This window comes from Bradyrhizobium sp. HKCCYLRH2015 (assembly GCF_051168215.1).
Classification (GTDB): Bacteria; Pseudomonadota; Alphaproteobacteria; order Rhizobiales; family Xanthobacteraceae; genus Bradyrhizobium.
Genome location: NZ_JBNPUO010000004.1, coordinates 1 through 23425 on the forward strand (window position 1 = coordinate 1; position 23425 = coordinate 23425).

Genomic DNA, 23425 nt, shown 5'->3' on the forward strand with positions numbered 1-23425 from the left:
AGATCCAGCGACGGGCGGTTGGTCAGAACCGCCCGTTCGCACATTCTGGCAGGTTTCGAACACACAAGAGCGCGAAGCAGCCGCAAAGCCCACCGCGCAGGGAATGCCGGATGTTCGGCTGAACCTGTGGTACCTGCCGCCTGCATTTTTTTCGCAGGCGGGCCATGGGTTGCGGCCAGCACCCGGCATTCCCTGCGCCCTCTTCATCTGAGAGAGGGCCGAACGACCGGACAACTCGGGCGCTCGCGCCGCGGGATCGGGGACGCGCGTGGCTCGCGAGTTGACTTGAATGAGGGATGCGAAGAACGCGGACGTTCATGGGACAAAGGCCGTCCTCGCCATCGTACCGATGTCAGCCCCGTGCACAAATCCCATCGTTGTCATTCCGGGCTCGCGCTGCGCGCGCCCCGGAATGCGTAATGACGGAGGAGAGAGGCGGGACTCACTCTCCCCTCACATCGCGGCTCAAGTCACGGCGCGGTCTGGGCCTCGATCTTGAACTGCGCCAGCGCGCTCGGCGGGTCGATGGCGATGAGCTGGGCGAGCTGCAGGGCTGGGACCTTGGCGCGCGGCGAGAGCTTCAGCGTGAAGGTCTGGCGCGGGATCTGGACGAAACGGCTGATGGCCTCGACGGCGCTGGCGACATCGATGTTGTCGGCGGCGACCTGGGCACCGATCGCCTTGATGCTGTCGACCAGCGCCTTGCGCGCGGCATCGCGCGTGATCGCATGACCGCGCGCGTAGTTGGCGACGAGCACGTCCACCGCGCCGAGATCGCGCAGGGTCAATTCCAGCCCGCTGGCCTCGATCTGCTCCGCTGCCGTCGTGGCCTGCTGCAGGTCGATGGTGAACACGTCGCGCGGCACCTGCGACAGCGAGACATTGGCCGAGGCTGCGATGAGGTTGCTGACCTCGAGCTTGAAGGGCTGGAGCGCGAACGCACCCGAGCTCTCGGTCCAGCCGAGGCCGAGATCGGCGTCGAACGCGGCGGTGTCGATGCCGGCGACGAGGAGCGGCAGCAGCGCCGGATTGGACGCATCCAGAGGTCCGGCCATCTTGGCCACCAGGTGCGCCTGGGTCGGGATGGGGCCGACGAACTGGCCCCAGTCGAGGCTGAAATTGTCGATCTGCACCGGCTTGGTGCTCGCCTTGTAGGAGGTCGTCAGCCCCTTCAGCTCGATGCCGCCGATCAGCTTGAACAGCGCCATGGCTTCGGCCGCACCGGGCTTGGCGCCGGGCACGGCGAATTTGGCGGTCTGGCGCAGCATACCGCCCATGTCGAAGCGCTTGACCGCGAAGCGGCCGAGCTTGACCGGTCCGTTCGGGGTCCGTCCGTCGAAGCCCTCGAACGCGACGTCGCCCTTGCCGTCGTCGAGGTCGAACCGCGTCAGCGCGACCTTGACCGGGCCGTCGGGAGTCTCGACCGCCAGACCTCGGACCTCGACGTTCTTGAACAGGACGCCGTCATAGATGCTGGCCACCTTGTCGATGAGGTCGGGCGTCATGGCGCTCGTTCGCGGCGAGGTCGGCGTCAGGGCAGCGACCAGCGCGGGCAGTTGGATGCGCGACGGCCGCACGCCGAACTCGTCCATCGTCAGGGCGTCGATGTGCATGCGCATGCCGAGATCGGACGTGATCTCGTAGAGGCCCATCCCGGCGGAGCCGCTCAGGCGGATGGCACGATCGTCCTTGGCGGACTCGGTCGCGAACAGGGCGACGATGGCGTTGACGTCGATGTCCTTGGTCACGATGTCGAGCATGCGGCCGCGCACCGTCTCGACCTTGCCGTTCGGCGGCTGCGCCGCCGTGCTGAAGGTGACTTCCTGGATCTTGTAGTTGTCGATGCGGCCGCCCTTGATGCCGTCCACCACCAGCCCGGAATAGCCGAATTCGGTCGGCCCGACCGCGGCGCCGCCTTCCATCGTGCCGGTGACCCGCGGCACCGTGGCCGAGGTGGCGCTGACGGTGGCGAGCTGTTGGGCGAGGGCGCGGGTGGTCTCGAGCGCACCCGCCCCGGCCGGGATCGCCGCGAACCGCGCCGGGCCGGCGTAATCCTTCACCACCAGTTGCGGCAGCTTGTAGCTCAGGCGCAGCGGCGAGGGGCCGGGGATCTGGCCGGCCATGGCGATGTCGCCGATCTCGATGCTGGCGGCCGTGACATGCTCGGAATCAGGCTGGCTCAGGCCGGTCGCGGTGACGGTGCCAAGCGTGACGCTGGCCGGCGGCTGGGTCGCCGATTCCAGCTTGACGTCGGCGATTGTCAATTTGCGGCTCCACAGGTCGAAGGCGACCTTGCCATGGGTTGCCGTGGCGCCACTCTGCCGGATCTGGGCAAAGCTCGCCTCGACCTCGCGCTCGGCGCGGCTCTGGGCGTACCAGGGCACGCCGACGAGGCCAGCGACGGCCAGCGCGACAGCCGTGAGAATTCCGATCACGATACGGGTCATTTGATGTGCTCCGCCCAAGGCTTAGGCAGCAAGTGGTGATGGTCTCAATGAAATCGATGGAGTAGGGATGTGCTTCTGCGAATTGGGGAATCGCTGGCCCGGGATGCCGGCGAGCATGGTTTCGGATGTTGCATGAAAGCCGCCCAGCGTGCATCACATGCGCTTCCACCGGCCGGAAAAACCGACGTCTGACCGAGACTCAAGAGACCAAAAATCCGGGTCGGAAACGCTGGAGCACGTATGTCGTCGTCCTATTCTGAAGATCTTCGTTCCGCAGCCCTGGCCTATCACCGCCTGCCGCGGCCCGGCAAGCTGGAGATCCAGGCCTCCAAGCCGCTCGCCAATCAGCGCGACCTGGCGCTGGCCTATTCGCCGGGCGTCGCCGCTGCGTGCACCGAGATCGCCAACAACCCGGCCGAGGCGGCGTCGCTGACCGCGCGGGCCAACCTGGTGGCCGTCGTCTCCAACGGGACCGCTGTGCTCGGCCTCGGCAATATTGGCCCCCTGGCCTCCAAGCCGGTGATGGAGGGCAAGGCGGTCCTGTTCAAGAAATTCGCCGGCATCGACGTATTCGACATCGAGATCGCGGCCGATACCATCGACCGGGTGGTCGAGACGGTCGCGGCGCTGGAGCCGACCTTCGGCGGCATCAACCTCGAGGACATCAAGGGACCGGAGTGCTTCGAGATCGAGGCGCGGCTCAAGGAGCGGATGAAGATCCCGGTCTTCCATGACGACCAGCACGGCACTGCAATCATCGTCGGCGCCGCGATCAAGAACGCGCTGTCGCTGTCCGGCAAGCAGCTCTCCGAGGTCAAGATCGTGACGTCGGGCGCAGGCGCCGCCGCGATCGCCTGCCTCAATCTGCTGGTGTCGATGGGCGCGCAGCGCAAGAACATCTGGGTCTGCGACATCGACGGCGTCGTCCATGAGGGCCGCAACACGCTGATGGATCCGTGGAAGGCGGTCTATGCGCAGAAGACCGACAAGCGGACGCTCGCCGATGTGATCGGTGGCGCGGACATCTTCCTCGGGCTGTCCGCCGGCGGCGTGCTGAAGCCGGAGCTGCTCAAGCAGATGGCCGAGAAGCCGCTGATCATGGCGCTCGCCAATCCAAATCCGGAGATCATGCCGGAGGAGGCGCGCGCCGCACGGCCCGACGCGATGATCTGCACCGGGCGTTCGGACTTCCCGAACCAAGTCAACAACGTGCTGTGCTTCCCGTTCATCTTCCGCGGCGCGCTCGACGTCGGCGCCACCGCGATCAACGAGGCGATGAAGCAGGCCGCTGTCGATGCGATCGCGCAGCTCGCCCAGGATCCGCCCTCGGATGCGGTGAGCCGCGGCTTCGATAGCGGCGAGACGCAGGGCTTCGGCCCGGGGTCGCTGATCCCATCGCCGTTCGATCCGCGCCTGATCCTGCGCATCGCGCCCGCGGTGGCGAAGGCGGCGATGGAGTCCGGTGTTGCGACCCGGCCGATCACGAACTTCGACGAGTACACCGCGTTGCTGGAGCGTTTCGCGTTCCGCTCCGGCCTGGTGATGAAGCCTGTGTTCGCCAAGGCAAAGACGCAGCCGGTCCGCGTGATCTATGCCGAGGGCGAGGACGAGCGCGTGCTGCGCGCCACCCAGGTGGTGCTGGAGGAGAAGCTGGCGCGGCCGATCCTGGTCGGTCGCCCCAGCGTTGTCGAGGCCCGCATCAAGCGCTTCGGCCTGTCGATCAAGGCCGGGCGTGATTTCGACCTCGTCAATCCCGAGGACGATCCGCGCTACCGGTCTTACGTGCAGAGCTACATCGAGATCGCCGGCCGCCGTGGTGTCACGCCGGATGCGGCGCGCACGGTGGTGCGCACCAACGCCACGGTCATCGCGGCGCTCGCCGTCGTCAGAGGCGAGGCGGACGCCATGATCTGCGGCGTCGAGGGCCGCTACATGAGCCATCTGCGTCATGTCCGCGAGATCATCGGCTTCATGCCGGGGGTCAGCGACTACGCGGCGCTGGCGCTCACCATCACCAGCAAGGGCGCCTATTTCATCGGCGACACCCAGGTGCGGCCGGATCCGACCGCTGAGGAGCTCGCCGAGATGGCCTCGCTGGCGGCCAACCACGTCACGCGCTTCAACATCAAGCCGAAGATCGCGTTCGTGTCGCACTCCGATTTCGGCGGCTACGACACGGAGTCGTCGCGCAAGATGCGGCAGGCGACGGCGCTGTTGAAGCAGCATCGTCCCGACCTCGAGGCCGACGGCGAGATGCAGGGTGACACCGCGCTGTCGGCGACCGCGCGCAAGGCGATCCTGCCGCATTCCAATCTCGAGGGCTCGGCCAACGTGCTGATCATGCCGAATCTCGATGCCGCCAACGTCGCCTATCAGATGATCAAGGTGCTGGCGGATGCGGTCCCGGTGGGGCCGATCCTGATCGGCCCTGCCAGGCCGGCGCATATCCTCACGCCATCGGTGACGGCGCGCGGCATTCTCAACATGACGGCGGTGGCCGCCGTCGAGGCCCAGGAGCGGGCGGGGAGGGCGCAGCCGACGCTGTTCGCGTAAAGCGGGTTGGCGTGATCGAAGTGTGGCGGAATTCGTCCGGTTTCGGTCGTATTCCGCCCGCCTTTATTGTTGAAAAGCGTTCGCGACGTCACATATCCGGCCCTGTAGGCCGGCGACACATCGTTTGAAGTTGATCCGTGAGGGCGAGAATGCCGGGTTTCATTACGTTCGGGCGCGTTCTGTTCGCCGTGATCTTCATCTACACGGGCGCGACCAAGCTGTTCGGCATTGCCGCCACCGCCGATCTGATCGCCGCCAAGGTCACGATTCCCACGATGCTCGCGCCCTATGCGGCGCAGCTCGAGGCCGCCGCCAAGATGCCGATGCCGCAGATCCTGGCGATCGCGGCCGGCGCGTTCGAGGTGCTCGCCGGTGTGATGATCGCGCTCAACTTTCTCGGGCGTTTCTTCGCGGCTCTGATGATCCTGTTCGTCGGCGCGACCATCTTCTACTTCCATGACTTCTGGAACCAGACCCCGCCCGACAACGCCAAGACCCTGATCGACGCGCTGAAGAACCTGTCGATCATCGGCGCGCTGTTCATGATCTTCGGCTACGGCAAGGGCCCGAAGGCACCGGAGCAGAGCGCCTACGGAGATATCTAGGAGGGAGCCTTAAGCGGATCGCTTCCAGGCGGTCACGCTGACGTCGTCGGCGGGATCGAGCATCAGCTGATTGGACGGCGTGTAGCCGTGGGCCGTCAGCACCTGCTGCGGCGATCGGTCGGGACCGACGCCTGGAAAGCACGGCGCGCCGCCGGGCAGGGAGACGTGGGGCGCCAGCGACAGGAAGAAGCTGTCGTAGCTGTCCATGAACATCTCGAACACGACCGGACCGCCGATCACCGCCACCGTGCCAGAGCTGACGCCCGCGGCTTCACAGGCGGCTTCGAAGGAGGCGCCCGCCGGATTCCAAAGGGTAGAGAGCGGCTTCTCCGGATCCGGCGCCAGCCCCGCGACCTTGCGGGTCACGACGATGCGCCGGCGCTTCGGCGAGTTCGGCTGGTCCTCATAAGAGTTGCGGCCATGGACGATCAGATCGGCGCCATCGAGGGCCTGGGAAAAGAATGCGGCGTCGCCGGGGAATTTCAGGGCGGGCGGCATCGCATTGTGCGCGTCGGCCAACATCCCGTCGGCCGACACGATCACGTAACCTTCGATACGAAGCTTGGTCACTGACGAAAGGAATCCTGTCTCATTCGGACACTGTCGTCACAACGCTCGAGACCGGCCTTTGGCTCACCGTCGGCAGCTTCGCGACCTTGGCGAGCTGCTCGTCATATTGCGGCAGCGACTGCACCGGCGCCTTGGCGCGCATCGCGACCACCTTGTAGCCGCCGGCCTTCAGGCGGCGCAGCATCTCGGGCAGGGCCTCGGCGGTATGCTTGTGGAAGTCGTGCATCAGGATGATGCCCTTGCCGAGCTTGTCGAGCTTCTTGAAGGTGACGTCGAGCACCGCCTGCGCATTGCGCGCCTTGAAGTCGAACGAGTCGAGATCGCAGGAGAAGATTCCGATGTTGCGGGTGCCGAGATAGGTCACCATCTCCGGCGGGTGCTGCAGGGCCGGGAAGCGGAAGAACGGCGCCGGCGAGTTGCCGCCGAGCGCCCACTTCACGGCGCTGATGCCGAGCTCGATCTCTTCCTTGCGCTGATCCTCGGTCAGCTTCTTGTTGGTCAGCGCCGCATGCGACCAGGTGTGCGTGCCGACCGTATGGCCGGCATTGTAGACCTGCTTCAGGATCTCCGGATAATAGGTCGCATGCTTGCCGATGATGAAGAAGATGCCGGTGGTGCACTGGTCGGCAAGCGCCTTGAGCACGCTGGGCGTGTTCTCCGGCCACGGGCCGTCGTCGAAGGTCAGCACGACCTCGTGATCCTTCAGGAAGTCAAGGTCCTTGAAGTGCTCGAAGCCGAAGCCTGGACCGCCGGTCGTGTCGATTTCGACGGTGCGGCCGACGCCGAGCGCCTCGGGGTTCATGCAGGGCGCGCGCGGCGGCTGGGTCTGCACCGCAGCGGCCGGAGCGGGTACGGGTGCGGCAGCAGCCGGGGTCGGTGCCGCCGCCGTGCGCTGCGCCTGCGACCACGCCACGCCAGACGTCAACAGCGAAGCCGCCAAAGAGCTCGCGAACACCAATCCTGCTGCAATCCGCATCGTGTTTCCTCGGGGTTGTTGCAACGGGAGCGCCAGTGCCGAGAGTCGCTCCGTCATCCGGCCGGGATATTAGCCCAGCAGCCGGAGTGGCGCCAAAAGGAAACGAGGCAAAAACACGGGGGAAGTTGCCGGCTTCCGCCGCATTCCTGCCGAGTGTTGCTCAGCCGTTCGCCAGCAGCCGGGCGACCGCGGTCTTGACCCGCGTCTCCGTCGGCTCGACCGAGGAGGCGAACACGTCGGCGATGTAGCCGTCACGGCCGATCAGATATTTGTGAAAGTTCCAGCGCGGCGTCTCCTTGGGCCGCGCCTCGGCGGCCCAGCGGTAGAACGGGTGGGCGTTGGAACCGGTGACCACCGCCTTGGCGGTCATCGGGAAGGTCACGCCATAGTCCTTGTTGGCCAGCTCGGCGATGTCGCCGGCGATTCCGGGCTCCTGGTTGAAGTCGTTGGACGGCACGGCAATGATCGTCAGCCCGCGCTCATGGAACTCGCTCCACAGCTTCTGGAGGCCGGTGTATTGCGGGGTGTAGCCGCACTGCGAGGCCGTGTTGACGACCAGCACCGGCTTGCCGGCGAAATCGGCGAGCCGAATCGGCTCACCGGCCAGCGCCGGGAAGGAGAAGCGGTAGGCGGTCATCTTGGTCACCGCATTGTCGGCATGAGCCGCCTGCGACGTGAGCGCCGCGCCCGACAACGAGGCGCCGATGCCGAGAACAACCATCCTGCGATTGATCATGTGAATCTCCCTGAGCAGAGCCAGCCCCGTCAGCATGAATGTGCCCGCGCTCGACCGGCCGCTGCGTGAACGGCCGCGACGTTGCGCTGGATCAGACTGCATTGCGGCACGGGATACCCCTGCGGTGGGGCGGAAAGAGGGACGTGATCGGTCTTCAGCGCAGCGAAAGGATGAAGTCCGTGCCCTCGCCGGTTTCGCCCTGGTTGATGCCTTGATCGGAGACGATCAGCGAACTTCCGGTCGACAGGGCTTCGCCGAGCCACGCCATCACGTCGGCGGGAATGGTGATGCGATCGAGCGCCTCGGCTGCGCTGCTCAGCTGAACGACCTGTTTCAGCTCGGCATCGGCGCCCGCGGACTTCTTGCCGCGCCGGACCGCCTTGGCGGCGCCATCGTTCGCCGCGGTGCTCCGCGCCGAGGAGGGCAGCGAGACGACCGACCAGCGCATCGTCGCCGGATCGGCCTTGTCAGCCGTCGCGGTGAACACGTGGGTGCCGAGCGGCTTGTCGCCCGGTGCGATGGTGACCGGGATGTTGAACACCGGAGCGAAGTTCTGCCGCACGTACAGCTTCGAATCCTTGCGGCTGATGAAGATCGCGATCTGGCTGTTGCGCTTCAATTCGGGCTTGGGCGCAATCGGCTTGTCCGGCGCGGCAACACGCGACTGATCCTTGGCGAGATCGTTGGGATCGACCGCCTTCGCCGGTGCCTCTGCCGCCGGTGTGGACGGCGACGCAGGCTGGTCCGCGATCGGGGCGTCGGCAGGCTTGGACTCTACCGACTTGGACTCAGGCGGCTTGGACTCGGCAGGCTTGAGTTCGGTCGAACCGGTGGCTTCGGCATTCGATGCCTCAGCCGGCTTCTCGACAGCCGGAGCGGCCACCTGCGCAGCATTCGTTGGCTCGCTCGCCGGAGCGACGTCGCCGGGGGCAGACTTGGCCTCTGCGTCGGCGGTCGCAGGCTCAATCTTGGTCTCGGCGACACTGGGCTTCAGATCGGCAGTATTGCTTTGAACCTCCACCGGTGGCGAGCGCGATGGTTCGACGCTTGGGGAAGCATCCGAGACCATCGGTGGGAGTCCGTTGGCGTTGGCGGCGTCGGCGGTCTGCACCTGGCGCGACGCGGCGGGCGATCCTTCGCCGGAGCGCGGGCTCTCGGCATGACCGATCGTGGCGCGCAGATCCGTCGTCGCGACTGTGATCGCGGTGGTGACGGCCGCGCCCTTGTCCGACTTGATCGCCGCCGGCGCAGTCGCATCGGGTTGCACCGATGCGCTCGGCTGCGGCGCCTTCAGTGCAGCGAGCATCGGATGCGAGAAACTCGCAGGAGCCACCTCGTTCGGCGTGACCAGGACCCGGGATCCCATCCGCGTCCAGCCATAGAATCGGGTTGCAAAGCTTGGCGGCATGCGGATGCAGCCATGCGAGGCCGGGTAGCCGGGCAGTACGCCCGCATGGAGCGCGACGCCCGACCAGGTGATGCGCTGCATGAACGGCATCGGGGCGCCGCTATAGATGTTGGAGCGATGGAATTTCTGCTTCTGAATGACGCTGAACACGCCCATCGGGGTGGAATGTCCCTTCATGCCGGTCGAGACCGGCGCTTCCGCGAACAGACCGTTTGCGTCGTAGACCTTGAGCTGCTGCTTGTTGATCGACACCGCGATCGTGACCGGCCCTTGCGGCTTGGCAGCCTCCTTCTCGGTCTTCAGCTTGTCGAGGTGGCGCGCCTTGGCCCTGCGCGGCGCGGCCGGGCGTAAGGTCGGAGCAATGGTGACGGGCTGAGAGTCGTTCCAGTAGTAATAAGACGCTGCGTCAGCCTGTGAAGTCGCTGCGAGGGCAAGCGGAACTGAAACGATTGCTGCACAATAGAACCGCCCCCTGGCGGCCGCACGAACGCAGAGCATTCCGGCAAATCCTCAAGAACCATCTGGTCTTTAGTGTCGCAGACGGAGTCTGCGTTCACCAGCTTGGGGCTTCTGCCCTGCGTGATTTCGTTCCAATCGTAGCAGAAAAGCCTCACATCCCGTTAAACGGGTAGGGGAAGGTCACGGGCTGGAGCGCCTTCCTTGCAGGCATTTGTGTCCCTACATGGGCGGTATGCCGAGCATCGGCGGTATAACGGAGACCGACATGTCGTTCAGAGCCACCAAACGGTTTGATCTGTGGCTGAAAACCCTCGCTTGCCTACTGCTTATCGGATTGTCCTCGCCTGTCATCTCAGCATACGCCGCAGACGAGCCGGATCTGATCTTCCGTCGGTCGACCGTGTTCAAATTGCTCAGCCCGAATGACAAGCTCGCGACCTATGGCGTTGATGATCCAGAGGTCGAGGGCGTCGCCTGCCACTTCACGGTGCCGCAGAAGGGCGGATATGCCGGCTGGCTGGGCCTGGCCGAGGAGGTCTCCGACATCTCGCTCGCATGCCGGCAGATCGGCCCGATCAGGTTCAAGCGCAAGCTCGAACAGGCCGACGACATGTTCCGGCAGCGGCGGTCGCTGTTCTTCAAGAAGATGCAGATCGTTCGCGGCTGCGACGCCAAGCGCAACGTGCTGGTCTACATGGTCTACTCGGACAGGCTGATCGAGGGCTCGCCGAAGAACTCGACCTCCTCCGTCCCGATCATGCCTTGGGGCAAAGCCGATGACGGCGCAGTCCAGAAGTGCGGCGATTTCATTCAATAAGGGATGTGCCAAGAGACGATCGGCTGCCGAAAGCCTGGCTGGGCGGTTGCTGCTTGGCAGGATCGTGGCAGCCGATCAGCCGCACCAGGCTCTGCAGCGTCGAGCCGGCGTAGCTCTCGGTTCGCTGCTGCGCCATCGGCGTAAGCCAGGGAGCTGCGGCGAGACACTTTCGGCTTGGGTATGGGCAAGCGCTCGTCCATGGTGACCCTGAGGGGCAACTTCGTCCCCCAGCGCGCCGCGCTGCCGGATCGCTGTGGTGGCCTGGGAGGTTCTCCCTGGCGGCCACGGTTAACGCAAGGTCGTTAAGAAGCTCTCCATCGGGAGATTGACGATTGCCCCGGATGGCGCTGGCGCAGCGAAAGCAGGTGGTGCTTAGATCACTCTCGGTTTGATTGTACTTTGTGTCGTCGGGTGGGTCGCGATGAAACGAAGCGGAGGGGCCATGAAACCATTTTGTGCCCGTGCCGCAGGCCGCTTGAAACCTGAAGCGGGTAAGAAACCATCAGCGACATGCGAATCCTGTCGTTCCGGCCCGCGTGGATGACATGACGAAAAACAAGCACCAGCGGTCCACCATGCGTTTTCGGCTGGGCGCTGCGGCGCTTGCCGTGCTGGTGTGCCTCTTCTGGCCCTGCGTCGAGGCGCGGACGACGACCCGATTGCCAGATCTGCGCGGCGAGTTCGTCCGGCAGTGTGCGCCTCATATGCTCGACCGGTGGACGCATCCTGAAGCTGTCTGCTCCTGCCTGCATGATCATGCGGCCGCGATGGTGGAGGATGCCGACTTGCGCGAGGCGCTGCTGCGCGGGATCAGCGAGACCGGCGTGCCGACCATCGAGATCGATTGGGTGCCCGCACCGAAGCGAGCGGAGATCGGCCCCACGTTCACCAAGATCGCGAAACCCGCGCTGCAGTGCATGTTCGATCCGGCCAACTGATCAGCCGCCGGGCCTGATGTCGATCAGCATCGATCGTCCGGCGGTGCTCGTTGTCAGTCCAGGCCGTATTGCGACATCAGGGACTGCACGTCCGGCCGGCGCATGATGCGCGAGATCCGGGTACTGATGGCATCCTCGTCGCTGTGTCTTGACGATCTTGCAGCAGGCTTGGGTGCAGGACGGGCCGCTGCCGCGCCGGCACGGGTTGGCTGATGCCGTACAGGAGCAGGCTTTTCGGCGGACGACGAAGCGGCCGGTTGCGTCCCCGTGGCCTGTGTGGCCGCCGCGGCCGGGAGGCCGGACCGGGGCCGCGCGGCAACAGGAGCGATCGCGGGGACCAGCACCGGTGAAGCTGCGGCCGTGACGGGCGGAGTCGGGGCTGGTGCCATCGGGCCTGCTTCGGTGGTGGCGGCCGCGGGCGGTGTCGCGAGCGCTGCATTCGACGTCTTGGCAGCTTCAGCAACGGGCGCGGCGGCCGTGAGCGAGTTGGTACGCGTCTGCGACGAGGCTGCCCCAGGCGCCGGGACGGGCGCAGCCAGTGCGGTGAGCGCCGGGGCTGGCGGCGAGATCGGCGCCGGCGGCTCGATGACCGGAAGCGGGGCGGCGATGGCGGCATTGCCTGCGGAGGCGGCCTCGCTGGTGATCTTTTCGCTGCGGTCCAACTCGGGCTTCCTGATATCGCTGGGGACATTGAGGGCCTGGGTTTGCGCGTGAGCCAGCATCTGCCGCGCGGTCATCGGCGTCTCCGCCGCAGCCGAGATCGGCAGCAGGACGGCGGTCGCGAAGGCCAGCTGCAGGGTCCTCGCATTGGATGTGAACTTGATCATGGCCGGCTCCTTGCGGTGTGCGATCTGCACTGGCTTCGTTCAGGCCGCGGCGCTGGCGGTCGCCCGGTCGTGGGCGACGACGACACGCTGGCCGCGCATCTTGGCGATCACCTCGTCGCGCGGGCCGAATGCCAGCGTCTTGCCGAAGGCCATCACCATGATGCGGTCAACATGCGCCAACAGCTGCGGACGGTGAGTGACGACGATCACGGTGCGACCGGCGGTCTTCGCCTGGGCCAGGGCGTGCGCCAGCGCCCGCTCGCCGTCCTCGTCGAGGTTCGAGTTCGGCTCGTCGAGGATCAAGAGCCGCGGGTTGCCGTAGAGCGCGCGGGCGAGGCCGACGCGCTGCCGCATGCCGCCGGACAATGCCACGCCGCCTTCGCCGATCGGCGTGTCGTAGCCGTTGGGCAGGCGCAGGATGACCTCATGCGCGCCGGCGGCCTTGGCGGCAGCGACAACGGCTGCTTCGTCGACCTTCGCAAGCCGGGCGATGTTGTCGGCGACGGTGCCTGAGAACAGCTCGATGTCCTGCGGCAGGTAGCCGATGTGCTTGCCAAGCCGGTTTGGGTCCCATTGGCTGTAGGCGGCGCCGTCGATGCGGATCACGCCTTCGCGTAGCGGCCAGACCCCAGCCATGGCGCGCGCCATGCTCGACTTGCCGCTGGCGGAGGCGCCGACGATAGCGAGGCTCTCGCCGGCCTTGAGCGAAAAGCTGACGCCCTTGACCGAGGGGCGGCCGGCCGCCGGCGGCCACACCACGGCGTTCTCGACGTCGATGTCGCCGCGCGGCGTCGGCAGCGCCGTCGGCGCAGCCGTGACTGGCAGGGCCTGGAACAGCTCCTCCAGCCGGCGATAGGCGGAGCGGAATGCGATGATGCGCTTCCACTGCCCGACGACCTGCTCGACCGGCGCCAGCGCGCGGCCCATGATGATCGACGTAGCCATCATCGCGCCGGGCGAGATCTGCTGCTCGATCGCGAGCCAGGCGCCGATGCACAGCAGCGAGGTCTGCACCGCCATGCGCGCGAACTTGGTCACGGAATGCATCGCCGCGCCCCGCTCGACGAGGGTGCTGTGGGCATCGACCATCGCCGACTGACGGCAACTCCAGCGGTCCATGACGATGTCGCCCATGCCGAGGCCGCGCACGACCTCGCCATTGCGCAGCGCCGCCGCGACGAAGCGCGAGGCCTCGTTGGCCAGCGCGTTGGTGCGCTCGACGCTGGCGCGGGTGTAGAATTCGGTGAGCAGCGCCAGCGAGAACAGCACCGTCGCGCCGAGCAAAGAGAGGATTCCGAGATAGGCGTGCTGCAGAAAGCACAGCGCGACGAACACCGGCGTCCACGGCAGATCGCAGGCGATGGCGGCGGTGCCGCTGGAGATGCAGTCGCGGATGGTCTCGGCGTCACGGATGATCTGCTGGCCGAAGCGATGCCGCGGCGACAGCTCCGCCTTCATCATCGTCTCGAACAGCGGGTGGCGCAGCGTGCCTTCGAACTGCACGCCGGCACGGGCCAGAACGCCGGAACGGGCGAATTCGAGGACGCCATACAGCACGAGGAAAACACCGACGATGAGCGTCAGCATGACCAGCGTGCCGAGATTGCGGCTGGTGAGCACGCGGTCATAGACCTGCATGGAGTAGAGTGGCGAGGCGAGCATGCTCGCATTGATGAAGAGGCTGAGCACGAAGGTCGCGGTGAGCGCGGGAAAGCACGCGCGGAGCGCGGTTCCCAGCGGGCTTCGGGTGGTGCTCGTCATGTCGGATCCCCTTGCGATGGTGCTGGGGAGCTTGGCCTGGGCAGCCGTCGTCGACCGTGACTGACCTCACATAGCTCGAGGCGGATCTGCCGGCGCTTGAGTTGGCCGGTTGCAGCCGCTACCGGATGGATCAGCCGTGCCCAGATTTCGCACTTGCCTGAATCACAGTGACCTCATGCCTGCCGTAACCTCCCAGAACATCCGGCTCGTGTCGGGCCTCGTCCTGTTTGCCTTCGCTGCGACGCATTTTCTCAACCATGCGGTTGGTCTGTTCAGCCTCGAGGCGATGGACGAGGTGCAGGAATGGCGATTGGTCGTCACCCGATCGTGGCCGGGAATGATCGTGCTGGCGGCGGCACTGCTCGCGCATGCCGTGCTTGCGTTCACCAAGACGGTTGAGCGCGGCACGTGGCGGCTGTCCTCGTGGGAGCTCGTTCAGATCGCCACCGGATTTGCGATCCCACTGTTGTTGCTGCCGCACGTCATCGAGACCCACATGGCTCATGCTCTGTTCGGCGTTCAGGACGGCTACCTCTATGCGCTGGCGCTGCTGTGGCCCAAGGCGGCCTGGATTCAGACCGCGCTGCTGCTGCTGGTCTGGATCCACGGCTGCATCGGCCTGCATCATTGGCTGAAATTCCGTGGCTGGTATCGCGTGATGCAGCCGCTGCTGTTCGTCCTCGCCGTCGCGCTGCCGTTGGCGGCGCTGATGGGCTTCGTGGTGTCCGGACGCGCCGTCGCCGCGCTGCTCGGCAATCCCGGCATGGCCGAGCAGATGCGCGAGGTCACCCATTGGCCGAGCGAACTCGACGCCAAGTGGATTGCCCTGCTGCAGGTTTCGGCGCAGATCGCGGCCGTCGCGCTGCTCGTTGCAGGCGTGACGATCATCGTGTTCCGCCACGTCGCATCGCTCGCAGCGCCGAAGATTGCCGTTGCCGTCACGGGCGGCGCGACGGTGCAGGCCGCGGTCGGTCCGACGCTGCTGGAGATCGTCGGCAGTCATGGGCTGTCGCTCCAGGCCGAATGCGGCGGCCGCGCCCGCTGCGGTCTCTGCCGCGTCCGGGTCGATGAAGGAGCGGAGACGTTGGCGCCACCCGGCCACGCGGAGCGTGCCATGCTCGCCGAATTGGCGGCACCGGTGAATGTGCGCCTGGCCTGCCAGATCCGCCCTGGGGCGCCGCTGACGATCACGCGTCTCGTCGGCGGCCAACGAGAGGAGAGGGTGCCCGCCGTCGACGGCCTCCAGGCTGAGCGCCGCGCGGTGTGTCTGGTTCATGTTCGGGTCCGCGCGGTGGCGACCATCGCGCGCGATCGGTTGCCCTCCGACCTCGGCTTCATGATGAACGAGATCTTCGGCGCCATTGGCGGAGCCATCGAAGCCCGGTCCGGGCGCATCGATCGTTTCCTCGGCGACGGCGTGCTCGCCGTCTTCGGCGAGGAGCAGGGAGCAGAACAAGGCTGCCGCGATGCGCTGCAGGCGATCCGCGCCATGGACGTGGTCATGGACCGCGTCAACGAAAAGATCGCCGCGGAGATCGGTCGGCCCGTGGAGCTGGCGATTGGTGCTCACCTTGGCGACATCGTTGTCGGGCAACTGACCCTTGGACGCACCTCGCAGGTGGCTGTGCTCGGACTTGGGACGGAGTGGCCGGCGCTTCTGGCTGAATTGGCGGAGACCAGAGGCTGGCAGCTCGCAATGTCCGGGGGCGTGGCGACAGCTGCCGGCCTTGTTGATCTGGATGGAGCGATGCGTGAGAGGCTTGCCGATCCCGAACAGGGTCGCGAACTGGACGCCATCGGCGTGCGGCGTGCCCGCGACCTTGCAGTCGTTGCGGGCACGCCACCGGCGCGGTCGGTATAGGTGCTCTCGGCTCATTTCTCACGGAACGTCTTGGCGAGCGTGTTGAGCAGCGGGCCGACCAGATATTCGAGCACGGTGCGCTCTCCCGTGGAGATGATGACGTCGGCCTGCATGCCCGGCAGGATTTTCTCGGCGATCTCGGGCGGGATGGTCGAATAGTCGATCACCACGCGCGCCGAATAGTAGCTCTGTTTGCTCGCCTCGTCGGACATCGCGTCCGCCGAGACGCTCGTGACCTTGCCGAAGATCGTCGGCGTGGTGCGCGAGGAGAAATTGGAGAAGCGCACCTCGGCCCTCTGGCCGATCGCGACGCTCTCGATGTCGCGCGGCGAGACGTGCGCCATCACGTCGACGCCTTCGCCGACCGGAACGATCTCGGCGAGCGTATCGCCGGGCTTCACGACGGCGCCGACGGTGTGGACTTTCATGTTCATGACGATGCCGTCGCGCTCGGCGCGGATGTCGACCCGGCGCAGCACGTCCTCGGCGATGACCAGCTTCTCGCGCAGGTCCGACAGCTTGGCCCGGGTGCCGTCGAGCTGCTGGCCGACCTCGGTCAGATATTTCTGCAGTGTCTGGTCGATCTGCAGGCGCGTCTGCGCGGCCGTCTGCGTCAGCCGCGCGACGTCGGCCTGCGCCTGGCCGAGATCGCCTTCGACGCGGGCGCGCTCGCGTTCCAGCTCAAGGAACTTGTTGCGCGGATAATAGCCTGCGGCGACGGCCGGGCGCACATTGTTCATCTGCGTCTCGAAGCTCGCGAGCTGCGCGGAGAGCGCTGCGCGCTGGCGGTCGCGGCCGGCGAGCTCCTGCTGCTGCTGGGCGATCTGCGAGTTGAGGATGTTGATCTGGCTGATCAGGCCATTGCGACGCTCGACGAACAACCGCTGCTGGTCGGCGATGGCAAGCGCCGCCTCCGGCACGTTCTGGCGGTTGAGCAGCGCGTCGGGAAACGTGATCATCCGTGCATTGCCGCGCTCGGCGAGCAGGCGCGCCTCCTCGGCCAGCGCCGCGTCCATCTGCTTGCGCAGGAGGTCGGTGTTGGCCTGGGCCTCGGTCGGCTGCAGCCGAAACAGCAGGTCGCCGCGATGCACGGCGTGAGTTTCCTTGGCCAGAATCTCCCTGATGATTCCGCCCTCACGGTGCTGAACCACCTTGTGATCGCCGGAGACGGACACGGTGCCCGGTGCGATCGCCGCACGGTCGAGCGGCGCATAGGCCGCCCACACGCCGAAGCCGCCGAACACCAGCGCAATCGACAGATAGCCGAGCAGGGCGTAGCGGCTGAAATCGGCCTTGACCGGCTGCGGCCGGTCGGCCGCTTCGAAGAAGCCGTGATCCTGCACCGCTGACATCGACATGCTGCGTCCCCGAGATTGTCCGTGGGGCAGGAGCATCGTCGATGCACAGATTCAGGACTGTGCGGAAGGTCACGTGCCGGAGGCCGGCTACGTATGACGGCCCAATCGAACGAGATCAGCTACTTCCTTTTCGGCCCGAACCGCGGCACGCATTTCGTGGTGCGGACAATACCGGTTTCTGCCATCTTGGAGCCCAAGACCTCCTTCACCTGGCCGGCGGGGCAGGTGCCGTCATCGACCAGCACCCGCTGGCCGAGCCGGAGATCCGTGATGTCCTGCTCGCGCCCGACATATTGCGCCTGCGCGGGTGCGGCAACCAAGAGCAAGATACCGAGGACGCCGAGAGGGCAGGCTGCGACGTCCGCGAACGCGAAGATTTGAGAACGCATCACTTCCCTTCGATCTTCAGGCCTTTGGGCCCGAGATTGATCTGGACACCCTCGGGCTGCTTCTTGGCCTGATATAAATTGTAGCCGAGCACGATGATCGCCGCGCTGAGAATGCCGAGGAGGAAATAGAGGATATTGCGGTGGTCCGACATGCCAAAATCCAAAGTATGTTACCGTCGTTCGTATGCGCGAATGTACGAGCGGCCTTGCGATTCTGAAAGCAGCGGCGAATCCGGTGCAACTATGCATCAGATTGTGATTTGGTGCGGTCATCGGCAATTGGAACCGCGACAGGCATGATCACCCAGGACACTACGCAGCGCATCGTCGACGCCGTCGATGCCCACTTCGACCGGCAGCTTGCGACCACGAGCGACTTCGTCGCCATCCCCTCGACCCGCGGCGCCGAAGGGCCGTGCCAGGACATGTTCGGCGATCTCCTGCGTGTGCGCGGCTACGAGGTCGACGACTGGCACATCGATCTCGACGATCTAAAGGACATGCGCGGCTACGGCCCGATCGAGCACGACTTCTCGAAGGCGCGCAGCGTGGTTGGAACCTACCGGCCGGCCACGTCGGCCGGGCGATCGCTGATCTTGCAGGGGCATTGCGACGTGGTACCCGCCGGCCCGCTCGAGATGTGGGAGACGCCGCCGTTCTCGCCGGTGATCCGCGACGGACGAATGTATGGCCGCGGCGCCTGCGACATGAAGTCCGGGACGATCGGCGCACTCTATGCGCTCGATGCCATCAAGGCGGCCGGCTTCAAGCCGACGGCGCGCATTCATGTCCAGTCCGTGATCGAGGAGGAGAGCACCGGCGTCGGCGCACTGTCGACCTTGCAGCGCGGCTACCGCGCGGATGCCTGCTTCATCCCCGAGCCGACCAGCGGCAAGATGGTGCGCTCTCAGGTTGGCGTGATCTGGTTCCGCCTCAAGGTGCGCGGCTTTCCCGCGCATGTGTTCGAAGCCGGCGTCGGCGCCAATGCGATCCAGGCGAGCTATCATCTGATCCATGCGCTGGAGAAGCTCGAAGCGGACTGGAACGAGCGCGCCAAGGGCGACCATCATTTCAAGACGCTCACGCATCCGATCAACTTCAATCCAGGCATCATCAAAGGCGGCGACTGGGCCTCGAGCGTGCCGGCCTGGTGCGACGTCGATTGCCGCATCGCCATCCTGCCGGGCTGGTCGGTCAAGGACTGCCAGAACGAGATTCTCGCCTGCGTCGCCGCGGCTTCGCGCGATCACCGCTTCCTCTCCAACAATCCGCCGGTGGTCGAGTGGTCCGGCTTCCTGTCCGAAGGATACGAGTTGACCAATTCGGCTGAGCCGGAGGCGGCGTTCGGCAAGGCCTTCACCGCCGTCTACGGCGGGGAGGTGCAGGACCTCGTCTTCACGGCGCTCACGGATACCCGCTTCTACGGGCTCAACTACAACATCCCCAGCCTCTGCTTCGGCGCGACCGGCGCGGCGATGCACGGCTTCAACGAATATGTCGATCTCGACTCGCTACGCCAGGCGACCAAGACCATGGCCTTGTTCATCGCCGAGTGGTGTGGAGTCGAGAAGGCGTGAGCGCAAGGCCGTCGCGGCAATGACCTCGGAGGTCATTGCCGCGCGGTCTGGGCTTGGCGCATCCAGGGTGCGGTGAAGGCACGGGGAGACGTGTCGTCCGTGCGCAAGGAGAGGAACGGTATGACGCCGCTGGACAAGATCAATTCGCTGAAGATGCCGTTCGCGGACTTGAAGGGCGTCACCTTCACCGAGGCCAGCGCCGATCGCGTTGTGGCGCAGATGCAGGTTCGGCCGGATCTCTGCACCCTGCATCACACCATCCATGGCGGCGCCATCATGGCGCTGGCGGACTCGGTCGGCGCAGCCGCAACCGTGATCAACCTTCCCAAGGAAGCCAAGGGCACCACGACGATCGAGAGCAAGACCAACTTCATCGGCGGCGCCAAGGAGGGGACCGTGGTGACCGCAACCGCCACGCCCGTGCACCGCGGCCGCCGCACTCAGGTATGGCAGACGCGGGTGGAGACCGAGGACGGGCGCCTGGTCGCGATCGTGACCCAGACTCAGCTCGTGCTGTGATGATTCGTACACAAACGAATTGTTAACGCACGCGATCCTTGCATGGCCGCATGTTCTCTCCGTAGAGCGCGGGGCTTGCAATGAATGTTGCGATGCACAATATAGCTTCTGTCTAGGGAAAGACGTCTGTGTGCGAGGGCTCTCGAGAGGAGTCTCAGGCAGTGTCACAGGTAGATACTTTTCGTCCCCGGCCGGGCTTCGGCTATGTGCGGACGCTCAGCCAGCACGAAGAACTGCCGTTGCTGCGCGATCATCTGTTGCGGCTCGATGCGGAAAGCCGGCACGATCGATTCAACGGCTTCCTCGATGACAGTTTCATCGAACGCTATGCGGCCCGCTGTGCGGCCGATGGCACGATCGTCGTCGCCTACATGGAAAACGGCATGGTGCGCGGCGCCGCCGAGTTGCATCCGCCGGAGCAGTCTGAGGACGGGCTTCCGGAGATTGCGTTCAGCGTGGAGGCTTGCGTGCGCCGCCGCGGCGTCGGCAGCCTGCTGTTCCAGCGCGTGATCTCGGAAGCGCGGTGGAAGGGCTATCGCAAGCTTCGCGTCACGACCGGATCGCAGAACCATGCGATGCGGGCGCTCGCGGCCAAGTTCGGCGCGCATCTGGCGTTCCGTCACGGCGAATCGACCGGCACGATCGATCTGAGCGAGCAGCCCCAGGATGAGCTCGCGAAGCTCGTGATCGATGCGCCGATCGCGGCCGCGCGTGCGTTCTTCACCCTCAACCGGGCCTGCTGGAAGCTCGTGACCCGGATGTACGGCGACAAGCGCGCGGCCTGATCCGAGCCGTTGCTGCAACGACAAAGGCGCGACAGCGATCACCGCTGCCGCGCCTTTTCGTTTGATTGCATTGGTCGATCCGCCCCGAAGGGCGTTCAGGTGCCGGTGCGCTTGTCGAAATTGAAGCGGCGCACGGTGCGGCGCTCGACCACGACGGCGCGCTGCTGCGTGCCCTGGTCGGCCGTGATGACGCGCGTGTTGGTGCGCGCGGCAACGCGGACTGCCTTCTTCACCTCGGGCAGCACCTGCTCGAGCGGCAGACCCATCAGCGCCGACGCGATCTCGGCCTGGGCCTGCACGTCGTCGGTGATGCCTGACGCGGCGAAGATCGCTTCCTCCAGAGTCGGGGGATCACGCCTGACGCGACGCGGACCGTACTTGGTGTTCCAATCTTCGCTCATGGGGGCCTCGTGAATCGTCCGGGATACCTAGAAGCAGGATTGTTGCATTGCAATATATATTCCGCGGGGCAGCCCAGCTATGCGTTCACCATGTCGCGATTGGGCAACGGTACCTGCGTCATGTGGATATCCTGGGGCCAGCGGCGCAAGGCCGCGAGGCCGGCTTTTGTGAGGACATAGACACCGCGCTCGGCGCGGTCGAACCAGCCGTAGACGTTACGCTGCAGAATCTTCGGCGCATCCGGAATCTCCGCGCGGAGGTCGCGGACGCGCTTCGGCCCGCCCGAGAGCGCCGAGGCGCAGGCCAGCGCCTGCTGCCGATAGGCCGTCATGATGGGAGCCCGGGTCGAGCCGCCAGCGACGGGGTCGCCCTTGCGCCGCTGATGCTCGATCACGAGACGCGAACGCTTCTTGGGGTTCTTGCGCGGCGCGGTGGTAGGCGGCCGCACCAGCACTTCGATGTCTCCGGCTGAGGTCACGGCCAGCATGCCGAAGCCGAGCCGGCGGCACAGATTGCGGTAGCGGGAGTCGCTTTCACGACCCTTGCCACGTGCTGACAGATTTGCTGCGACCCAGACCTCATCGCAGGCCCCAGCCCGATCGACCGCCTGCAGCAGCAGTTCCAGGTTGAAGACCTGCTTCAGCTCGCAGACGACGACCACCGGCGGGTCGTCGCCCTTGAGCGCCACCACGTCGCAACCGCCGATTTCCCCCTTGACCGAGAAGCCAAGGTTTTCGAGGAAGCGTTTGACGGGAAGGTAGAGCGCGGTTTCCAAGGGGCCGTCCGATGTGTGCGACTCAGAGCGCGCGCGAGTCTAGCCCGCCGAGTCCGGTGATGTCAGCGCCAAGTCGGGGTGACCGGCTGGCTTCGCTACACCCGGCCGACAACCGGTATCAGTGCGCCGGTCACGCCGCTCGCGGCGTCGCTGGCGAGAAACAGAATGACCTCCGCGAGTTCCTGCGGCGTCACCCATTTGTCGAAATCGGCCTTGGGCATGCTGGCGCGGTTGGCCGGCGTATCGATCGTCGACGGCAAAACGGCGTTGACGGTGATCTTGCCCTTCCATTCTGCCGCGAGCGCTTCCGTCAGGCGATGCACGCCCGATTTGGACGCAGCATAGGGGCCCATGCCGGCACCGGCCTGGAGCGCGCCCATGGCGCCGATGTTGACGATGCGGCCCGTGCTGGAGCGGACGAGATGCGGGATCGCCGCGCGCGAGGCGTGCAGCGCGGTCATCAGGTTTCGCGCATGCATCGTCTCCCAGACGGAATCGTCGCCGTCGGCCGTGGTCTCGAACGCGAACGCGCCGGCGATGTTGATCAGCGCATCCAGAGTGCCGAAGTGGGCGGCGACGGAGTCGATCGCGACTTTTGCCTGCCCGGGGTCGGAGAGGTCGACGCCTCCGAGCTCAATGCGGTCGTCACTCGCCGGGATCTCGGCCTGGGCATGATCGATCCCGGCCACATGCGCGCCCCGTGCGAGCGCGAGATCGGCCACGCTGCGTCCGAGCGCCCCTTGCGCACCCGTAATGACAATCACTGCTCCGTTCATTCCGTCCCTGGTCTCCGTTGACGCGCCCCACAGCGCCGCTTGTTATACTATGGCCCTGCCGATGAGTTGCAATGGCCGGACGGCCGGGGCATGCAATTGCAATCAGAAAGCGTGGTTCGTCAGAGGTGACCATGACGGCGACAGACTCTCTCGAATTTCCCGACGTCGCCACCAGTTTTACTCGTCCGATCAGACAGTTCAGGCAGAGTCTGGATGCGCAGCGCAAGACCCGGATCGTGGCGCTTGGCTCATCTTCCACCGCCGGCACCAACGGAATTGTCGCTTTCCCGGCCCGGATCGAGCAGTCGCTGCGCAAGACCAATTTCGGCTGCCTGATCGACGTCCTCAATCGGGGTGTGGGCGGACAGGAATCCCCGGAGGAGCTCTCGCGCTTCGAATGCGACGTGATTGCGGAGCAGCCGTCGCTGGTCATCTGGCAGGTCGGCACCAACGCCGCCTACAGGCCCGAGGTCTACAGTCCCGATGAGGTCGAGGCGGCGCTGCGCGTCGGCCTTCGATGGCTGGCGGGGCTGGCCATCGACGCCATCGTGATGGACCTGCAATATACGGCGGCGATCGTGACGGTGCCGAACAGGCTGGCGCGTGCCGAGGACATTCAGCGACGGATCGAGAAGGTCACGTCTGCGGCCAACGTCAATCTCTTCAGGCGCTGGAATTTGATGAAGAGCTGGCATGAGGCTGGTCAGATTCCGTTGTCGGCGCTCGACGACGGGCACGGTGACCGCTTGCATGTGAGCGAGGCCGCCACCGCGAAGATCAGCGACGTTATGGCCAGCGCCATCATGACGGTGCCGGTCGTGCCGGCCTGATCGATAAAATTAGTCGGACTTTCGTAAGTGGATTGCCAGCGCCGCCCGCTAGCCTG

Annotated in this window: 22 protein-coding genes and 1 pseudogene; 10 read left to right on the plus strand and 13 right to left on the minus strand. The window is 65.7% G+C overall.

Annotated elements, in window-relative coordinates; genetic code table 11:
* Positions 1-211, plus strand: a pseudogene (locus ACQR1H_RS11115) (hypothetical protein); the annotation flags it as partial.
* A gap of 259 nt (positions 212-470) precedes the next feature.
* Here ACQR1H_RS11115 and ACQR1H_RS11120 read toward each other — a convergent pair.
* Positions 471-2447: a hypothetical protein gene (locus ACQR1H_RS11120; protein ID WP_434907554.1), complete on the minus strand. Its 1977-nt coding sequence runs from the start codon at positions 2445-2447 to the stop codon at positions 471-473.
* 240 nt (positions 2448-2687) lie between these two features.
* Between ACQR1H_RS11120 and ACQR1H_RS11125 the strand changes: the two genes are divergently transcribed.
* Positions 2688-5000 carry an NADP-dependent malic enzyme gene (locus ACQR1H_RS11125; protein WP_316180869.1) on the plus strand — a complete coding sequence of 771 codons (2313 nt, stop codon included), beginning with the start codon at positions 2688-2690 and terminating at the stop codon, positions 4998-5000.
* Positions 5001-5149: 149 nt separating this feature from the next.
* Complete coding sequence (locus ACQR1H_RS11130) at positions 5150-5605, plus strand: DoxX family protein (protein WP_315800251.1); 456 nt, start codon at positions 5150-5152, stop codon at positions 5603-5605.
* 9 nt (positions 5606-5614) lie between these two features.
* Here the strand turns inward: ACQR1H_RS11130 and ACQR1H_RS11135 are convergent, their stop codons facing one another.
* The 4 genes from ACQR1H_RS11135 to ACQR1H_RS11150 all read right to left on the minus strand — a co-directional run bounded on the left by ACQR1H_RS11135 (position 5615) and on the right by ACQR1H_RS11150 (position 9793).
* A complete protein-coding gene (locus ACQR1H_RS11135) occupies positions 5615-6175 on the minus strand; it encodes a dihydrofolate reductase family protein (RefSeq protein ID WP_316180866.1) in 561 nt (186 codons plus the stop codon).
* Positions 6176-6194: 19 nt separating this feature from the next.
* Positions 6195-7151, minus strand: a complete 957-nt coding sequence (locus ACQR1H_RS11140; protein WP_315800249.1) for a polysaccharide deacetylase family protein — start codon at positions 7149-7151, stop codon at positions 6195-6197.
* 160 nt (positions 7152-7311) lie between these two features.
* Positions 7312-7887 (minus strand): glutathione peroxidase, encoded by a 576-nt coding sequence (locus ACQR1H_RS11145; protein WP_316180865.1) that lies wholly within the window; start codon positions 7885-7887, stop codon positions 7312-7314.
* 154 nt (positions 7888-8041) lie between these two features.
* Positions 8042-9793: a L,D-transpeptidase family protein gene (locus ACQR1H_RS11150; RefSeq protein WP_434907555.1), complete on the minus strand. Its 1752-nt coding sequence runs from the start codon at positions 9791-9793 to the stop codon at positions 8042-8044.
* 226 nt (positions 9794-10019) lie between these two features.
* Between ACQR1H_RS11150 and ACQR1H_RS11155 the strand changes: the two genes are divergently transcribed.
* The gene (locus ACQR1H_RS11155; RefSeq protein WP_315800246.1) at positions 10020-10571 is read left to right on the plus strand and encodes a CreA family protein; all 552 of its coding nucleotides are present in this window, start codon (positions 10020-10022) and stop codon (positions 10569-10571) included.
* 575 nt (positions 10572-11146) lie between these two features.
* Positions 11147-11509 (plus strand): hypothetical protein, encoded by a 363-nt coding sequence (locus ACQR1H_RS11160; RefSeq protein WP_434907691.1) that lies wholly within the window; start codon positions 11147-11149, stop codon positions 11507-11509.
* Between the two features lie 53 nt (positions 11510-11562).
* Here ACQR1H_RS11160 and ACQR1H_RS11165 read toward each other — a convergent pair whose 3' ends face one another.
* Complete coding sequence (locus ACQR1H_RS11165) at positions 11563-12336, minus strand: hypothetical protein (protein ID WP_434907556.1); 774 nt, start codon at positions 12334-12336, stop codon at positions 11563-11565.
* Positions 12337-12375: 39 nt separating this feature from the next.
* Positions 12376-14097, minus strand: a complete 1722-nt coding sequence (locus ACQR1H_RS11170; protein ID WP_434907557.1) for a type I secretion system permease/ATPase — start codon at positions 14095-14097, stop codon at positions 12376-12378.
* Between the two features lie 175 nt (positions 14098-14272).
* On the opposite strand from ACQR1H_RS11170, the gene ACQR1H_RS11175 reads away from it, so the two are divergent.
* Positions 14273-15958 (plus strand): adenylate/guanylate cyclase domain-containing protein, encoded by a 1686-nt coding sequence (locus ACQR1H_RS11175; protein WP_434907558.1) that lies wholly within the window; start codon positions 14273-14275, stop codon positions 15956-15958.
* Between the two features lie 11 nt (positions 15959-15969).
* On the opposite strand, the gene ACQR1H_RS11180 is transcribed toward ACQR1H_RS11175, so the two are convergent.
* The 3 genes from ACQR1H_RS11180 to ACQR1H_RS11190 form a co-directional block, all read right to left on the minus strand.
* Positions 15970-17316: an HlyD family type I secretion periplasmic adaptor subunit gene (locus ACQR1H_RS11180; protein ID WP_434892204.1), complete on the minus strand. Its 1347-nt coding sequence runs from the start codon at positions 17314-17316 to the stop codon at positions 15970-15972.
* 119 nt (positions 17317-17435) lie between these two features.
* Positions 17436-17705 (minus strand): DUF6719 family protein, encoded by a 270-nt coding sequence (locus ACQR1H_RS11185; protein ID WP_315800240.1) that lies wholly within the window; start codon positions 17703-17705, stop codon positions 17436-17438.
* On the minus strand, positions 17705-17857 hold the full coding sequence (locus tag ACQR1H_RS11190) for a hypothetical protein (RefSeq protein WP_315800239.1): 153 nt from the start codon (positions 17855-17857) through the stop codon (positions 17705-17707). Before ACQR1H_RS11190 ends, ACQR1H_RS11185 begins: the two co-directional genes overlap by 1 nt.
* Positions 17858-18001: 144 nt before the next feature.
* On the opposite strand from ACQR1H_RS11190, the gene ACQR1H_RS11195 reads away from it, so the two are divergent.
* The 3 genes from ACQR1H_RS11195 to ACQR1H_RS11205 all read left to right on the plus strand — a co-directional run bounded on the left by ACQR1H_RS11195 (position 18002) and on the right by ACQR1H_RS11205 (position 20586).
* Positions 18002-19282 carry an ArgE/DapE family deacylase gene (locus ACQR1H_RS11195; RefSeq protein ID WP_315800238.1) on the plus strand — a complete coding sequence of 427 codons (1281 nt, stop codon included), beginning with the start codon at positions 18002-18004 and terminating at the stop codon, positions 19280-19282.
* Positions 19283-19402: 120 nt separating this feature from the next.
* Positions 19403-19801, plus strand: coding sequence for a PaaI family thioesterase (locus tag ACQR1H_RS11200; protein WP_434863587.1), 399 nt, complete (start codon positions 19403-19405; stop codon positions 19799-19801).
* Positions 19802-19929: 128 nt separating this feature from the next.
* Positions 19930-20586 carry a GNAT family N-acetyltransferase gene (locus tag ACQR1H_RS11205; protein ID WP_410053124.1) on the plus strand — a complete coding sequence of 219 codons (657 nt, stop codon included), beginning with the start codon at positions 19930-19932 and terminating at the stop codon, positions 20584-20586.
* Positions 20587-20681: 95 nt separating this feature from the next.
* On the opposite strand, the gene ACQR1H_RS11210 is transcribed toward ACQR1H_RS11205, so the two are convergent.
* The 3 genes from ACQR1H_RS11210 to ACQR1H_RS11220 form a co-directional block, all read right to left on the minus strand.
* Positions 20682-20987, minus strand: coding sequence for a hypothetical protein (locus tag ACQR1H_RS11210; protein WP_172109527.1), 306 nt, complete (start codon positions 20985-20987; stop codon positions 20682-20684).
* A 77-nt stretch (positions 20988-21064) separates the two neighbouring features.
* Positions 21065-21763 carry a DUF2161 domain-containing phosphodiesterase gene (locus tag ACQR1H_RS11215; protein WP_315800235.1) on the minus strand — a complete coding sequence of 233 codons (699 nt, stop codon included), beginning with the start codon at positions 21761-21763 and terminating at the stop codon, positions 21065-21067.
* 95 nt (positions 21764-21858) lie between these two features.
* Entirely contained in the window at positions 21859-22539 is a 681-nt protein-coding gene (locus ACQR1H_RS11220; protein WP_316236615.1) for an SDR family oxidoreductase, read from the minus strand.
* Positions 22540-22610: 71 nt separating this feature from the next.
* Between ACQR1H_RS11220 and ACQR1H_RS11225 the strand changes: the two genes are divergently transcribed.
* Positions 22611-23369, plus strand: coding sequence for an SGNH/GDSL hydrolase family protein (locus ACQR1H_RS11225; RefSeq protein ID WP_434863588.1), 759 nt, complete (start codon positions 22611-22613; stop codon positions 23367-23369).
* Positions 23370-23425 lie beyond the last annotated feature (56 nt).